Origin of the sequence: Micromonospora saelicesensis (assembly GCF_900091575.1) — a bacterium.
Lineage (GTDB): Bacteria > Actinomycetota > Actinomycetes > Mycobacteriales > Micromonosporaceae > Micromonospora > Micromonospora saelicesensis.
In genome coordinates this window covers 187,983-201,899 of record NZ_FMCR01000001.1, presented here as the reverse complement: position 1 = coordinate 201,899, position 13,917 = coordinate 187,983, and the positions used below count along the sequence as shown (strand labels likewise).

Below are 13,917 nucleotides of genomic sequence, written 5' to 3'. Positions count from 1 at the left end.
CGACAGGTCAGTCCAGGCCGAGGTCGCGGCGAAGCTTGGCGACGTGCCCGGTGGCCTTGACGTTGTAGAGCGCCCGCTCGACCTTGCCGTCGGCGTCGATCACGAACGTCGAGCGGATCACGCCGGTGACGGTCTTGCCGTAGAGCTGCTTCTCGCCGTACGCGCCGTAGGCGGTCAGCACCGACTTGTCCGGGTCCGACACGAGCGGGAAGGTGATGGCGTCGCGCTCGCGGAACTTCGCCAGCTTCTCCGGCTTGTCCGGGGAGATGCCGACGACCTCGTAGCCGGCGGCCTGGAGTGAGGCGAGCGAGTCGCGGAAGTCGCAGGCCTGCTTGGTGCAGCCGGGGGTCATCGCGGCCGGGTAGGCGTACAGGACGACCTTGCGACCTCGTAGGTCGGCGAGGGAGAGCTGGTCGCCGGTGTCGGTGGCGAGGGTGAACTCGGGCGCGGGGTCACCGGGGGAGAGGCGGTCGGGCGAGGTCATGGCCCCGACCCTACCGCCGTGCCGGCGAGCGCCGCGGCCGGCGCGACGCGTCGGCGTGTGGGGGTACGGCGCGGGCCGCGGGGCCTGACCTGGAGTGATCAAGCCCATCGTTGTTGCCAGAGTCTGGCAACAACGATGGTTGGGAAATAGGCTGACCCACGCCGGCCCGGTCGGGCCCGCTGACGCGTGGGAGGTCGCGTGGAGACACTGGCGATGCACATCTCGAACGGGATCATCGACGGTCCCGTGGCAGCGATCTTCGCTGCGCTCGCTCTTGCCGCGCTCACCGCCTGCGTTCTGCGCGGCCGGCGCGACCTGGACGACCGGCTGGCCCCGATGGCCGGCCTGGTGGCGGCGTTCATCTTCGCCGTCCAGATGCTCAACTTCCCGATCTTCACGGCCGGTGTCAGTGGTCACCTGCTCGGTGGCGCGCTCGCCGCCATGCTGGTCGGCCCGTGGGTCGGCGCGCTCTGCGTGGCCGTGGTGCTGGTCGTACAGGCACTGATCTTCGGCGACGGCGGCGTGGCGATGCTCGGCCTCAACATCACGAACATGGCGTTGCTCGGTACCGCCGCGGCGTACGCGCTGATCGCGCTGATGTTGCGGGTGCTGCCCCGCACGCGGGCCGGTCTGGCCGTGACCGCGTTCGTCGCCGCGACGGTCAGCGTGGTGGTGGCGTCGCAGGGCTTCGTCCTGGAGTACTGGCTGGGTGGCACCACCGACCTGGGCAACAACCTTGGTGGCCTGGCCGGCACGATGGCCGGCGTCCACCTGCTGATCGGCATCGGCGAGGGCCTGATCACCGCGACCACGGTGCTCACCGTCGCGAAGGTCCGCCCCGACCTGGTGTACGCGCTGCGATCCCTGCGCGCGCCCGCCGCCCCCGCCGTCCCGGTCGCCGGAGGTGTCCGATGAAGAACCGCTCCTGGGCCTTCCTGGCCGGTGGCCTGCTGGTCGCCCTGCTGCTCGCCGGCGTGGTGAGCAACTACGCCTCCTCCCACCCGGATGGACTGGACTCGTCCCTGCTCAAGGGCTGCACCGTCGACGCCGACGACAACATCGTCGGGGGGAGTTGCCCGGCTCAGCAGGCCCGTGACCACGAGTTGGCCGACAGTCCGCTCGCCGACTACGGCGTACGGGGCGTGCGGAACAGCTTCGTCTCCACCGGCCTGTCCGGGGTGCTCGGAGTGCTGGTCACCTTCGCGATCGGGGCCGGCGGGTTCTGGCTGCTGCGCCGTCGCGGCGGCACGCCGACCGACGCTGACTCGGCGACGCCCACCGGGAGCGACCCCGCGACGTCCGCCGACGTCCGGCGCCGCGCCGACGCGGCCAGCTGAGCAGGGGTACGCGGATGGGGGCCGGTCACGGGCACGTGCTGTACCGCGAGTCGGACTCGCCGGTGCACCGGCTCCCGCCCGAGGTCAAGATCGTGGCGATGGTGGTCTTCACCCTCGCCGTGGTGGCCACTCCACGCGAGGCGTTCTGGGCCTTCGGCGCGTACGCCGTGCTGGTGGCGGCGGTGGCGGCGCTGGCCCGGGTGGGCCCACGGTGGTTGCTCAGCCGGGCGTTGATCGAGCTGCCGTTCGTGCTGTTCGCGGTCGCCCTGCCGTTCCTCGGCAGCGGCGACCGGGTCGAGGTGCTGGGCCTGCGGCTGTCCGAGGACGGGCTGCACGGCGCGTGGAACATCCTGGCCAAGGGCACCCTGGGGGTGCTCGCCTCGCTGCTGCTCGCCGCGACCACCACGACACGGGACCTGATCGTGGGGCTGGACCGGCTGCACTGCCCGCAGGTGTTCACCCAGATCGCCACGTTCATGCTGCGCTACCTCGACGTGCTGGTCGGCGAGGCGCGGCGGATGCGGGTGGCCCGGATCTCCCGGGGCGACGACCCGCGTTTCCTGTGGCAGCTGCGCGGCTTCGCCGCCGGGATCGGGGCGTTGTTCCTGCGCGCCTTCGAGCGTGGCGAGCGGGTCTATCTGGCGATGCTGTCCCGGGGTTACACCGGGCGGATGCCCGCCGTGTGGCAGGGCGAGGGTGCGGCGAGCGCCGGTCAGTGGCTGGTCGCGGCGACAGTGCCGGTGTTGGCGGCCTCCATCGCCGCCACCGCCGTCGTGCTGTCATGATCGGTGTCGTGCAGACCGCTGTCTCGCTGGACGTTCGGGGCGTTCGTTACGCGTACCCGGACGGGCACGTCGCCCTTCAGGGGGTCGACCTGAACGTGCCGCGTGGCGACCGGGTGGCGCTGCTCGGGCCCAACGGCGCCGGCAAGACCACGCTGGTGCTGCACCTCAACGGCATCCTCACCCCGACCGAGGGCAGCGTGAGCGTCGGCGGGCTGACGGTCACCCCGGATCGGGCCACCCTGGCCGAGGTACGCCGCCGGGTGGGCATCGTCTTCCAGGACCCGGACGACCAGTTGTTCCTGCCCACTGTGGCGGAGGATGTGGCGTTCGGGCCGGCGAACCTGGGTCTGCGGGGGGCCGAGTTGGCCGCCCGGGTGGACGAGGCACTCGCCGCAGTGGGGATGAGTGAGCACCGGGACCGGGCCCCGCAGCACCTGTCGTTCGGGCAGCGCCGCCGGGTGGCGGTGGCCACGGTGCTCGCCATGCACCCGGAGATCCTGGTGCTCGACGAGCCGTCGTCGAACCTGGACCCGGCGGCCCGTCGGGAGCTCGCCGAGATCCTGCGCGGCCTGCCGGTGACTCTGCTGATGGTCACGCACGACCTGCCGTACGCGGCGGAGCTGTGCGAGCGCTCGGTGATCCTGGACAACGGCCGGATCGTCGCCGACGCCCCCACCCGCAGTCTGCTGAGCGACGCCCCCCTGCTGGCAAGACACCGCCTGGAACTGCCCTACGGGTTCACCCCGCAGCAGTAGACCCACTCTCGGCTGTCTCCACCCGCGGTGCCGCGGTGGTGGTGCGGGAAGTTGCGTGTAGGCGCAGGATGCCGGCGGCTGTCGCGCCGGCGCCGGTGATCAGGAAGAGCGCCACCATCACCCGGGCGGCCGCGGGTGACCAGGGCACCGGGGCGATGGCGCGGGAGAACACGGCGGCGTTCGACGCTCCGGCGAAGAGCGCCAGGCAGGCCCCTGCCAACGCGACCACGAAGTCGGCGGCCGGGCGGCGGCTCAGCGCGTACCAACCGGCGGCGATCGCGCCGAGGCCGGTGAACAGGGACCAGATCTGCCCGGAGAGCAGCCCGACCAGCACCCCGCCCACGCCCTGGGCGCCCGCGTCCAACTCCCGTCCCACCGGGTACCCGACGGCCAGCGCGCCGCCGACGATCAGCAACGCGCCGAGCGCGGACAGCGCGCGTGGGCCGGCCGAGGCGGTGGCGGCGAACAGGCCGAGGGCGCCCACCGCGAGCAGCCCAACGATGGTCACGGCCCACCAGGTGTACGCGTCCGGCGGCGGCACCCAGTCCAGCGTGCCGCCGATCACCACCGGGTCGGTGCCGTCGCGCAGCGGGATCGTCCAGTCCCGGACCCGGTGCTCGCGGTCCGGTGCGGCGCGTACCGCGGCCGGTGGTGCCGACTCCTGCCACAGCGCGCGCTGGTCGTGCCAGCGGGCCGTGGTGCCGTCGTCGATCCGTTGCCAGGAGGGTGCGGCGGCCGGGTCCGCCTCGGCCGGGAGCGAGGTGTCCCCGGCGATGGTGCGGTTCAGGTACGTGGCGGGGGAGTGGCTGTTCTCGAAGACCCCGTCCGGGCCGACGCGCAGGTACGGCTCGCCGGAGTAGCCGATGACCTCGATGGTGCGGCCGGTGCGGTTGGTCAGCTCCAGTCGGGCGCCCGCCTCGATGACGCGTACCTCAAGCCCCGGCCGCGCGGGTGCGACTCCGGTGGTCCGGGTGCGGTAGTCGGTGCCGTCCGGTGCGTCCGCGCCGTGCGCGGCGGCGGGCGCCGCGCTGATCACTGTCACCAGGCCGGCTGCGGCGGCGATCAGGCCGGCGCGGCCCAGCAGGGTACGGATCACTTGCCGGCCGCCGCCACGGCTGCGGTGAGAGCGTCCGGGGTGGGGTTCTCGACGGGTTGACCGTTGACCTTGACGGTTGGCGTGCCGGTGACGTTGCTCTGGCTGGCGTCTTCGGTGACGTGTTCGGTCCAACTCTTGTACGTGCCGTCCTTGACGCAGCTGCCGAAGGAGCCCCGGTCGAGGCCCACGCTGGTGCCGATGTCGATGAGCTTGTCGTCGGTGAGCCCGGCGCTGCCCTCCGGCGGCTGCTGGGCGAAGAGCGCCTTGGCGTACTCGTGGTACTTGCCGCCCGCCGCCGCGCAGCCGGAGGCGGCCGAGGAGCGGGTGGAGTAGTCGGTGGTGGAGAAACGGTTGAGGTACGCGACCGGGTGGTAGACCACCTTCGCCTTGTTCTCGGCCACCAACTGTTCGAGCGTGGACCCGCTGGCCTGCTCGAACTGCTTGCAGGCCGGGCAGAGGAAGTCCTCGTAGACGTCGACGGTGACCGGCCCGCCGCCGGTGACGATGCCGGTGCCCTCCGCGTTGGCGCCGGGTGGGGTGGTGAAGCTGTCGGAGCGCTGGTTGGACCAGACGGCCCAGCCGATGACGCCGGCGATGACCAGGACGACGACCGCGGCGGCGGAGACCCAGATCGTGCGGCGGCGGCGCCGCTCGCGGGCCAACTGCTCGCGGACCACCCGGGCGGCGTCCCGCTGCCCCTTGCGACTACTCATCCTCGTCCTCCACAACGGGTTCGCCGGACACCCACCCGTCCACCGATACCGGCGTACGTGGCCAGATCAGCAGAAATCCGGCCAGAACCAAGAATCCCAGGTCCCGGAGGATCTCCGGGAGGTAACTGGGTGCCTGCCCTGCGGCCAGCTGCCCGCCGCTGCCGAAGCAGCCGCAGTCGATGGCCAACCCACGCGCCCAGGCCGAGGCGATCCCCGCGATGAAGACCACCAGCAGCGCGGCGGACACCCCGGCGACGAGCCGGGTGGCCAGCCCGAGCAGCAGCAGCACGCCCAACGCCAGTTCGACGAAGGGCAGCGCCGCGCCGATCACGGTCGCCACGTCGTACGGCATCACCTGGTACGCGTTGACCGCCCGCCCGGAGGCGGCGAGGTCGCTGACCTTCGACGCGCCGGCGACCAGCCAGACGGCGGCGAGGCCGAGTCGGGCCGCGATGCCGAGCCACGGGCGGACCACTGGCCAACGGTGGCCTCGGGTGGAAGGTGCTGTCACGCTCATTTGTCGTCCCATCCGCGCCGGAAGTTCCGCGTTCAGCCGGCCAGGGCGTCGCCGACCGCCTCGACCAGGTCGTCTCGGGCGCGGGCGACCCGGGACCGGATGGTGCCCACCGGCACCCCTTCGACGGCGGCGGCCTCGGCGTACGACAGGCCGAGCAGTTGGGTGAGCACGAACGCGGAGCGCCGCTCGGGGCCGAGGCGACGGACCAGGTCGGCGGCACCGAACTGGCCGGCCGGGTCCGGGTGCGGTCGGTCGGTGTACGCGTTCGCCGCCAGGCGCTCGTCGAGCCGCCGCCGCCTGACGACCGTGCGCAGGTGGTCGGCGCAGGCCCGCCGGGCGATGCCGAGCAGCCAGGTGCGGGCGCTGGAGCGACCCTCGAAGGCGGGCAGTGCCCGGAACGCCCGCAGGTAGGTCTCCTGGGTCAGGTCGTCGGCGCTGTCCGGGTCGACCAGGGCGGCGGCGAACCGCCAGACCTCGGCCTGGGTCAGCCGGACGAACGCCGCCTGGGCGGTGGGGTCACCGTCGCGGGCGGTCAGCGCCCACTCGGTTGCCGGGTCCCGGGCGACCTCGTCGACCGGCTCTGCCGGACCGGCGGCACCGGAGTCACGCGGGACAGGGATCACGACACACCAGGTTACGCGGCAGTCGGCGGCGCGTCAGGGTCGTTCAGCCCTTGGATGGTCTGCGCCACGTCGGGAACTTTTCCCCGACCCGGGCCGACTACCAGTTCATGACGTGCGACCACGGAAGCGACCACCCCCCTCGGGTCGCCGAATGGGACACCCATCGGCGACCATGGCCGGCATGACTGTCGCCCCCCGCCGCTGGGCCGCCAGGCTGGCCGCAGCCGCCGGCCTCCTGGTCACCGTCGTCGCCTTGTTGATCGCGCCAGCGACCTCCGCCAGCGCCCACGCGGTGCTGGAGAGCAGCAGCCCGGCCGCCGCCTCCATCGTGCCGAGCGGGCCGTCCGAGGTGGTCCTCACGTTCAGCGAGTCGGTCCGCAAGGTGCCGGGCAAGATCCGCGTCATCGCGCCGGATGGTTCCCGGGCCGACCGGGGTGAACCGTCGTTCAGCGGCGGTGTGGTGACCATTCCGGTGGACCCGGCCGGCGCCCGCGGCACCTACCTGGTCAGCTTCCGGGTGATCTCCGCCGACAGCCATCCGGTCTCCGGTGCGTACACCTACTCGGTCGGCGCACCCTCGACCCCACCCGTCGACTCCGGCACGGACAGCCGCGCCAACCCGGTGGTGGGCACGGCGGTGAAGGTGGCCCGCTTCCTGGGCTACGCGGGCCTGGTGCTGCTGGTCGGGCCGGCGCTGGTGCTCGCGGCGCTCTGGCCGCGACGGCTGTCCCGGCGGGGGCCGACCCGGCTGGCCTGGACCGGCCTCGGTCTGGTTGCCTTCGCCACCCTCGCCGACCTGTGGTTGCAGGTGCCCTACACGGCCGGTGGTGGTCTCTTCGACGTCACCGGCGAGGGGTTCGGCAGCGTGTTCGGCAGCGCCTTCGGCGCCGCCCACCTGGTCCGACTCGGCCTGCTGGCGGCGTCCGTCTTCCTGCTCCGCCCTCTGCTGGCCCGGCCCGCCGGCCGCGCGGACGCGATCATCCTGGCCGTGCTCGGCGGCGCCGCCCTGCTGACCTGGCCACTGGCCGGGCACCCGGCGGCCTCCCCGGCGCCGGCGGTCTCCGTGGTGGTCGACGCGGTCCACCTGGGCAGCATGGCGGTCTGGCTGGGCGGTCTGCTCATGCTCGCCGTCTTCCTGCTGCGCCAGGCCGACGAGCGGGAGTTGGGCGCGATCCTGCCGATCTGGTCGCGCTGGGCGGCGCTCGCCGTCTCGGCGCTGCTGCTGGCCGGCACCGTCCAGGCGCTGATCGAGGTGGCCACCCCGCAGGCGCTGTTCGACACCACGTACGGGCGTTTGCTGCTCGCCAAGATCGGGCTGTTCGCGATTGTCATCGCCGTGGCCGCGTACTCCCGGAAGTTGGTGCGTAGCCGGGTCGCGGCGCAACGCCCGGCACCGGTGCGCCGGGCGGTCCTGGTGGAGTTGGCAGTCACCGTGGTGGTGCTGGCCGTGTCCGCCACGCTCGTCCAGACCACTCCCGCGCGTACCGCCGCGGCCGGCCCCTCCTCCGGGGCCGAGTCCGGCTTCTTCAGCACCAGACTCTCCAGCCCGCTCCTGACCGTCGAGGTCGAGGTGAGCCCGGCCGAGCGGGGCAACAACTCGGTGCACCTGTACGCGTACGACAAGGCCAACCAGCCACTGCTGGTCGCGGAGTGGAAGGCCACAGTCGCGCTGCCCTCGGCCGGGATCGAGCCGATCGAGGTGCCGTTGCTGCGGTTGACGGACAGTCACGCCTACGGCGACATCAGCCTGCCGACCCCCGGCGAGTGGCAGCTGAAGATCACCGCCCGAACGACCGACATCGACCAGGCCACGGTGACCGCCACCGTGCCCATCCGTTAGAGAGGTTCGCGAAACCCATGACCCGACTCCGGCGTACCGCAACCGCCGCTGCCGCCCTGGCGTTCACCGCCGCCACCGCTGTGCTCGGCTTCGCCGGACCGGCGTCCGCACACGTCACGGTGAACCCGAAGGAGGCGACCCAGGGTGGCTACGCCCGGGTGGCGTTCCGGGTGCCCAACGAGAGCGACACCGCGTCGACCACCAAGCTGGAGGTGGTGCTGCCGGAGAACGCCCCGGTCGGCTCGGTGTCGACGATGCCGGTGCCCGGCTGGACGGTCACCACGGAGAAGCGCAAGGTGGACCCGCCGATCGAGGTGCACGGCAGTCAGCTCACCGAAGCGGTCTCCAAGATCACCTGGACGGCCTCGGGTGACGCGGGGGTGAAGCCGGGTCAGTTCCAGGAGTTCCCCGTCTCGATGGGGCCGCTGCCGCAGGTCGACTCGATGGTCTTCAAGACCCTGCAGACCTACTCGGACGGCAACATCTCGCGCTGGATCGACGACCCGGCGCCGGGTGCCGAGGAGCCGGAGCACCCGGCTCCGGTGCTCACCCTGGCCGCCGCCGCGGCGCCGTCGGGTTCGGCCACGCCGACCGCAGCCGTCGCGTCGCCCGACGACGATGACGACGACGACGGTAACGGGCTCGCGGTCGGCCTCGGTGTGGCCGGTCTCGTCGCCGGTCTGGCCGGCCTGGTGCTGGGCGGGCTGGCGTTCGCGCGTACCCGCCGGGAGCCGGTCGCCAAGGCCTGACCCTGTTCCACCCGCTGGCCCGCCGGATCATCCGGCGGGCCAGCGCGCTTTCCGGAGCCGATGCCGACCGTGCCGTGGATATCCCCTGATCAGACGGTGTACGTCGGTAAGGTCGGCCGGGTATTTGGCTACGGAGGGGGACGGTGCGGATGCGGTTCGTGCGGATGATCGCCGGAGTGCTGCTGTTGGTCGTGGGAATTCCGGCGCTGTTCGCCGGTGGCGGGCTGTGGCTGGTGAGTCGACACGCCGACCCCGGCGGGTCCTTCGCCGCCCGTTTCGAAACGGTCCGCACGCCCGGTCACGCGATCGTCGTCACCGACCTCGACCGGTTGCTGCGGCAGGAGGCGCCCTTCGCGCGTACCGCGCAGACCCGACTGCGCCTGGAAGCCCGCAGCACCGGCGGGCCGGCCTTCGTCGGGTTGGCGCCCACCGCCGAGGTGCGGGGCTGGCTGGAGGCGGTGCCGCACGCCACGGTCCGCCGGGTGGCGCTGGCCCGGGGTCCGCTGCCGGTCCGGCTCGATCCAGCCGGACCGGCCGCCGACACTCCGGGCGTCGCGACGGCAGACGGGCCTGTCACACCGCTGGGCCGGCCCTTCTGGGTACGCGAGGGGATCGGCTCGCTGGAGTGGAGCGCCGATGACCTCGCCGGTGAACCCATGAGCCTGGTGGTGATGCGCCCCGACGGCGAGGCCGACCTGGCCCTGGACCTGCGCGCCGAGTTGCGGGTCGGGTGGACCGGCCTGGCCACCTGGGGTCTGCTGACCGTCGGCGTGCTGCTGGTGGTGTGCGCGGCGCTGCTCCTGCTGCGGCCGCTACGGCCACGCGAGGTGATCTTCGTGGTCGAGCCGGACCAGGTGCCGGTGCTCGCCGGCCGGCTCGGGGTCACCTCGCTGAGTGGGCTGGGCCTCCGGCAACCCGATCCGACCCCACCGTTGCCGGCGCGACAACTCGCCCCGGTTGGCTCCGGGGCCCCGGAACCCGCCCGGCCGGCGATCGGCGCGGCCCGCGCGACCACCCTCGCCGACCTGGACGAACCGGTCCGGCTGCCCCGCCCGCCGGAGGTGACGCTGAGTCTCGCCTGGCCGCCGGCCGACGTGGACGAGCCAACGGCCCGGCCGGTGCCGGCCGCACCGGGCGACGAGCCGGCCCGTGGCGGCCCGGTCGGGTGACGACAGGGTCAGTGGCGGGCCCTGTCGGGTGACGGCCTGGCCGGTGGCGGTGGGTGAGACGGCGAGTGGCCCTCCGCGCTGCCGACGCGGAGGGCCACCCTCACCGGGGGATCGGTGCTACCCGAGCGACGCTTGAGGTAGATGAGGACAGGTTAGCGCCGAACATGGCTACTCGGGAGGTCTGTCCAATTGGTGCGATTTTCCGCACCGAACCCCGAGCGCACCGGCAACGCCACCAGCAGCAGCAGGCTGAGCAGCACGTAGGTGTTCTGCACGACGAAGTCCACCGGGTCGTGAGTGCGGACCGGTCCCGCGCCCCAGGCCTGGAACGTCACCACGCCGTAGATGGTCACGGCGGTGATGCCCAGCGCGAGCCCGGCCAGCCAGCGACGCCGGCGTGCCTCGTCCGGGCGGTCCGCGCTCAACGCCGCGTCGGCGAGCAGCACCACCGCCGGCACGAACCAGTAGATGTGGTGGGTCCAGGTGATCGGGCTGGCCAGGGAGCCGACCAACCCGGTCAACGTCAGGCCCGTCAACGGGTCACCGGCCCGCGCCGCGCGGGCGGCCCGCCACAGCCCGTAGGCGGCGACCGCGGCGACGAGCAGCAGCCAGAGCACCCGGTCCGGCTTCTCCGGCTCGGTGAACCGGCTGAGAAGGCCGAACAGCGACTGGTTGCCGACGATGTCGGTGCGTCCCACCCGCTCGGTGGTCCACAGCTCGTGCGTCCAGAACCGCCACGAGTCACGAGGGGCGATCGCCGCCGCGAGCAGGGTCGCCGCCGCCGCGGTCGCGCTCGCCACCGCCGCGGCCCGCCACCGCCGGGTGGCCAGCAGGTACACGATGAAGATGCCGGGAAAGAGCTTGAGCGCCGTCGCCAGCCCCACGCCCACCCCGGCCCAGCGTCGCGCCTGCGGTACCGCGAACAGCAGGTCGGCCAGGATCAGCACGACCAACAGCATGTTGATCTGGCCGAAGGTGATCGTCTCGCGGATGCTCTCCACCGCCAGCACCAGCAGTACGGCGGCGACCAGGGTGAACCTTCGGGGCAGGTCGTGTCGGGCGATCACCGGCGCCACCAGCCACCGGGTGGTCAGCACCACGGCCAGCACGGTGAGCGCCGTGAAGATCGCCACGGTGGCGCCGAGCCGCAGCAGACCGAACGGCCACAGCAGCAGCGCGCTGAATGGTGGGTAGGTGAAGTACAGCTCGCCCTGCACCCGATCGGGCTGGACGTAGTCGTAGAGCGGGTGGCCGACGCGCCACCAGTCCATCGCGGACATGTAAATCTTGAGATCGAAGAAGTTGTGCACGAGGCCGGGCAGGTACAGCGCTGGCAGCACAGCCCCGAGGGCCACCACCGCGACCAGACGACGGACCGTACGGCCGCCGGGATCGTCTTCGGTGACGGCGGGCGGTGCGACGGGTTCTGCTGGCACCCCGAAACCCTAGCGGGCCGGTCCGCCGAGAGCGCGCAGCCGCGGGGTGTGGGCTGCGCGTAGGCTGTCCCGGTGGCTGATCTCCTCGTCTGGATCGACTGTGAGATGACTGGGTTGGACCTCGGCAGGGACAAACTGATCGAGGTTGCGGCACTGGTCACCGATCCCGACCTCAACGTGCTGGGTGATGGTGTCGACGTGGTCATCCACGCCGACGAGGCGGCACTGGAGGGGATGCCGGAGATCGTGCAGACCATGCATGCCAAGTCCGGCCTCACCGAGGAGGTCCGTCGTTCGGCGGTCACCCTCGCCGAGGCCGAAGACCTGGTCCTGGACTACGTCCGCACCTTCGTCAAGGATCCGCGTACGGCTCCGCTCTGCGGCAACTCGATCGCCACCGACCGGGGCTTCATCGCCCGGGACATGCCCCGCCTCGACGCGCACCTGCACTACCGGATGATCGACGTGTCGTCGATCAAGGAACTCTGCCGCCGCTGGTACCCCCGGGTGTACTTCGGTCAGCCGCAGAAGGGTCTCGCGCACCGGGCGCTGGCCGACATCCGGGAGAGCATCCGCGAGTTGGAGTACTACCGGCGCACCGTCTTCGTTCCGCTACCCGGCCCGGATGTCGAGACCGCCAAGGCCATCGCCGCCGAACTCTGACCGCGCCGGCTCGTCCCGGGGAGCAGGGAACCCGCTGGACGAGGTGCGTCGCGGTGTGGCTATTATTGGTCCGCACCCCGCCCGGAGCGATCGACCGGGCGACGGCGGCATGGTGGCTGTAGCTCAGTTGGCAGAGCACCGGGTTGTGGTCCCGGTTGTCGTGGGTTCAATTCCCATCAGTCACCCCACTGGTTTTACTGCTCAGGCCCCCTCCTCGGAGGGGGCCTGAGTCGTTGTAGGGGCGAAACAGGCGGGCACGCGAAAGCCCCCTCCGAGGAGGGGGCTTCCGTCGGCTGGCTCAGGCGGTCGGCGTGGGGGACGGGGTGACCGTCCCGTCCGGGGTCGGGGTGGTGGCGTCCGGGTCGGCCGGAGGCTCGTACGGAAGGGCGCTGCCCTTGACGTACTCGTCCCAGCTCATGTTCCAGTCGGTCCAGCCGTTGCCGTTCTGCAGCTTGCGCTCGGTGCCCTTGACCGTGATCGGGTCGCCGATCTGGGTGTTCTTGAAGAGCCAGTCGCCGTTGGCCATCGACACGTTCACGCAGCCGTGCGACACGTTCGTGGTGCCCTGCTGGCCCTCGGACCAGGGTGCCGCGTGGATGAACTCCCCGCCCCAGGTGAGGCGCTGAGCGAAGTCGATCTTGGTGCGGTAGCCCTCCTCCGGGCCCAGCTCCTCGAACGTGTCGAAGACCGTCTTGCGCAGCTTCTCGATCACGACCATGGTGCCGCTGGACGAGGGCGTGCTCTTCTTGCCCAGGCTGACCGGGATGGTCTTGATCACAGAGCCGTTGCGGGTCACCGTCATCCGCTTGGTCTTGTTGTCCACCGTCATGACCACCGCCGCGCCGATCTTGACGTCCACCGCGAGGTCGGCGCGGCCGTACCAACCCGCACCCATCGGCAGGCCGCCGGCCTGCACCCGGTAGGAGACCTTGCTGTCGGGCTTCCAGAACTCCTTCGGCCGGTACCGGATCTCGGTGGGGCTGACCCAGTGCCAGATCCCCTCCTGCGCCGGGGTCGAGGTGACGGTCATCCGACGCTGCACGTCGTCGCGGTAGTCCTCCGGGATGGCCCGGCTGAACTTCACGATCAGCGGCATGCCCACCCCGACCACCTGGTTGTCACCGAGGAAGCTGCTCACCCGTACCTGATTGCCGGGCTTGGCCATGGTGGTGAAGGTGCTCGTCGCGGTGGCCGGACGTCCGTCGTCGCCCTTGGCGGTCACGGTGGCCGTGTAGCTCGTGCCGTAGGCCAGCGCACCGGTCGGCAGCCACGACTTGCCGTCCTTGGCGAGGGCGCCCTCGACCGTCTTGCCGGCGGCGTCCTTCAGCTCGACAGCGGTCTCGACGGCGTCCTTTGTGGTGAAGGTGATGCCGGTGGACGCCGGCACGTCCTTGGCGTCGGCCGCCGGCTCACTGATCGTCGCGGCGGCCTTCGGCGCCGGGTTCTCGCCGCCGCCGTGCCACGAGGACGGCTTGCCGCCGTCGCTGTCGGTGCAGGCCGAGGTGAAGGCCAGCGCCACGGCGAGAAGGCCCGCCGCGAACACGCGGCGTCGCCCACCGGGCCTGATCAGCTGGTCCTGGCTAGCTCGCATGAATTCCCTCACAGTTGTGGTCGCTGCCCCATCGTCTCTTATTGACGCGCCAGAGCCGGCCCCGGTTGCCGAGGGTGAACCGAAACACGCCATCAATAGTGCCCGAATCCTGCTACTATCCGGCGTTTCGTGAGCCTGGTTCGTCTCCGTACGGGAGTG

The 13,917-nt window shown here is 71.8% G+C and carries 15 protein-coding genes and 1 tRNA gene; 9 read left to right on the top strand and 7 right to left on the bottom strand.

The annotated features are described in order from the left end of the window. Window positions 1-7: 7 nt before the first annotated feature. The gene (gene bcp, locus GA0070561_RS00975; RefSeq protein ID WP_091393498.1) at window positions 8-484 is read right to left on the bottom strand and encodes a thioredoxin-dependent thiol peroxidase; all 477 of its coding nucleotides are present in this window, start codon (window positions 482-484) and stop codon (window positions 8-10) included. Window positions 485-682: 198 nt separating this feature from the next. On the opposite strand from bcp, the gene GA0070561_RS00970 reads away from it, so the two are divergent. From GA0070561_RS00970 to GA0070561_RS00955, 4 genes are read left to right on the top strand one after another with little or no spacing between them, the layout of a single operon-like run. Continuing rightward, window positions 683-1,399, top strand: coding sequence for an energy-coupling factor ABC transporter permease (locus GA0070561_RS00970; protein ID WP_091393494.1), 717 nt, complete (start codon window positions 683-685; stop codon window positions 1,397-1,399). Next, the gene (locus GA0070561_RS00965; protein ID WP_091393491.1) at window positions 1,396-1,821 is read left to right on the top strand and encodes a PDGLE domain-containing protein; all 426 of its coding nucleotides are present in this window, start codon (window positions 1,396-1,398) and stop codon (window positions 1,819-1,821) included. Before GA0070561_RS00970 ends, GA0070561_RS00965 begins: the two co-directional genes overlap by 4 nt. Before the next feature lie 14 nt (window positions 1,822-1,835). Further along, window positions 1,836-2,606, top strand: a complete 771-nt coding sequence (cbiQ, locus tag GA0070561_RS00960; RefSeq protein ID WP_091393488.1) for a cobalt ECF transporter T component CbiQ — start codon at window positions 1,836-1,838, stop codon at window positions 2,604-2,606. Further along, window positions 2,603-3,361: an energy-coupling factor ABC transporter ATP-binding protein gene (locus GA0070561_RS00955; protein WP_091393485.1), complete on the top strand. Its 759-nt coding sequence runs from the start codon at window positions 2,603-2,605 to the stop codon at window positions 3,359-3,361. Before cbiQ ends, GA0070561_RS00955 begins: the two co-directional genes overlap by 4 nt. Here the strand turns inward: GA0070561_RS00955 and GA0070561_RS00950 are convergent. The 4 genes from GA0070561_RS00950 to GA0070561_RS00935 are packed head-to-tail and all read right to left on the bottom strand — an operon-like array spanning window position 3,345 to window position 6,310. After that, window positions 3,345-4,457 (bottom strand): hypothetical protein, encoded by a 1,113-nt coding sequence (locus GA0070561_RS00950; protein ID WP_091393482.1) that lies wholly within the window; start codon window positions 4,455-4,457, stop codon window positions 3,345-3,347. The genes GA0070561_RS00955 and GA0070561_RS00950 overlap by 17 nt on opposite strands. Next, window positions 4,454-5,170, bottom strand: a complete 717-nt coding sequence (locus tag GA0070561_RS00945) for a DsbA family protein (protein ID WP_091393479.1) — start codon at window positions 5,168-5,170, stop codon at window positions 4,454-4,456. The genes GA0070561_RS00950 and GA0070561_RS00945 overlap by 4 nt, the downstream gene beginning before the upstream one ends. After that, a complete protein-coding gene (locus GA0070561_RS00940) occupies window positions 5,163-5,687 on the bottom strand; it encodes a MauE/DoxX family redox-associated membrane protein (protein ID WP_091393477.1) in 525 nt (174 codons plus the stop codon). The genes GA0070561_RS00945 and GA0070561_RS00940 overlap by 8 nt, the downstream gene beginning before the upstream one ends. A gap of 32 nt (window positions 5,688-5,719) precedes the next feature. Beyond that, on the bottom strand, window positions 5,720-6,310 hold the full coding sequence (locus GA0070561_RS00935) for a sigma-70 family RNA polymerase sigma factor (protein ID WP_091393473.1): 591 nt from the start codon (window positions 6,308-6,310) through the stop codon (window positions 5,720-5,722). 172 nt (window positions 6,311-6,482) lie between these two features. Between GA0070561_RS00935 and GA0070561_RS00930 the strand changes: the two genes are divergently transcribed. From GA0070561_RS00930 to GA0070561_RS34675, 3 genes are all read left to right on the top strand, one after another. After that, window positions 6,483-8,150, top strand: coding sequence for a copper resistance CopC/CopD family protein (locus GA0070561_RS00930; RefSeq protein ID WP_091393470.1), 1,668 nt, complete (start codon window positions 6,483-6,485; stop codon window positions 8,148-8,150). 17 nt (window positions 8,151-8,167) lie between these two features. Then, window positions 8,168-8,899, top strand: coding sequence for a YcnI family copper-binding membrane protein (locus tag GA0070561_RS00925; protein ID WP_091393466.1), 732 nt, complete (start codon window positions 8,168-8,170; stop codon window positions 8,897-8,899). 149 nt (window positions 8,900-9,048) lie between these two features. Continuing rightward, a complete protein-coding gene (locus GA0070561_RS34675; protein ID WP_091393462.1) occupies window positions 9,049-10,068 on the top strand; it encodes a hypothetical protein in 1,020 nt (339 codons plus the stop codon). A 152-nt stretch (window positions 10,069-10,220) separates the two neighbouring features. On the opposite strand, the gene GA0070561_RS00915 is transcribed toward GA0070561_RS34675, so the two are convergent. After that, window positions 10,221-11,504 carry a glycosyltransferase 87 family protein gene (locus tag GA0070561_RS00915; RefSeq protein ID WP_091393459.1) on the bottom strand — a complete coding sequence of 428 codons (1,284 nt, stop codon included), beginning with the start codon at window positions 11,502-11,504 and terminating at the stop codon, window positions 10,221-10,223. A gap of 72 nt (window positions 11,505-11,576) precedes the next feature. On the opposite strand from GA0070561_RS00915, the gene orn reads away from it, so the two are divergent. Both orn and GA0070561_RS00905 read left to right on the top strand, forming a co-directional pair. Continuing rightward, entirely contained in the window at window positions 11,577-12,167 is a 591-nt protein-coding gene (orn, locus tag GA0070561_RS00910) for an oligoribonuclease (protein ID WP_091393455.1), read from the top strand. A 112-nt stretch (window positions 12,168-12,279) separates the two neighbouring features. Then, window positions 12,280-12,355: transfer RNA gene (locus tag GA0070561_RS00905), tRNA-His, on the top strand. A 110-nt stretch (window positions 12,356-12,465) separates the two neighbouring features. On the opposite strand, the gene GA0070561_RS00900 is transcribed toward GA0070561_RS00905, so the two are convergent. After that, a complete protein-coding gene (locus GA0070561_RS00900; RefSeq protein WP_091393450.1) occupies window positions 12,466-13,758 on the bottom strand; it encodes a L,D-transpeptidase in 1,293 nt (430 codons plus the stop codon). Window positions 13,759-13,917 lie beyond the last annotated feature (159 nt).

Excerpts from the sequence above, each read along its gene's own strand:
- bcp (WP_091393498.1), bottom strand. The coding sequence starts at position 484 with ATGACCTCGCCCGACCGCCTCTCCCCCGGTGACCCCGCGCCCGAGTTC.
- GA0070561_RS00955 (WP_091393485.1), top strand. The coding sequence starts at position 2,603 with ATGATCGGTGTCGTGCAGACCGCTGTCTCGCTGGACGTTCGGGGCGTT.
- GA0070561_RS00930 (WP_091393470.1), top strand. The coding sequence starts at position 6,483 with ATGGCCGGCATGACTGTCGCCCCCCGCCGCTGGGCCGCCAGGCTGGCC.
- GA0070561_RS00965 (WP_091393491.1), top strand. The coding sequence starts at position 1,396 with ATGAAGAACCGCTCCTGGGCCTTCCTGGCCGGTGGCCTGCTGGTCGCC.
- GA0070561_RS00940 (WP_091393477.1), bottom strand. The coding sequence starts at position 5,687 with ATGAGCGTGACAGCACCTTCCACCCGAGGCCACCGTTGGCCAGTGGTC.
- cbiQ (WP_091393488.1), top strand. The coding sequence starts at position 1,836 with ATGGGGGCCGGTCACGGGCACGTGCTGTACCGCGAGTCGGACTCGCCG.
- GA0070561_RS34675 (WP_091393462.1), top strand. The coding sequence starts at position 9,049 with ATGCGGTTCGTGCGGATGATCGCCGGAGTGCTGCTGTTGGTCGTGGGA.
- GA0070561_RS00900 (WP_091393450.1), bottom strand. The coding sequence starts at position 13,758 with ATGCGAGCTAGCCAGGACCAGCTGATCAGGCCCGGTGGGCGACGCCGC.
- GA0070561_RS00945 (WP_091393479.1), bottom strand. The coding sequence starts at position 5,170 with ATGAGTAGTCGCAAGGGGCAGCGGGACGCCGCCCGGGTGGTCCGCGAG.
- GA0070561_RS00925 (WP_091393466.1), top strand. The coding sequence starts at position 8,168 with ATGACCCGACTCCGGCGTACCGCAACCGCCGCTGCCGCCCTGGCGTTC.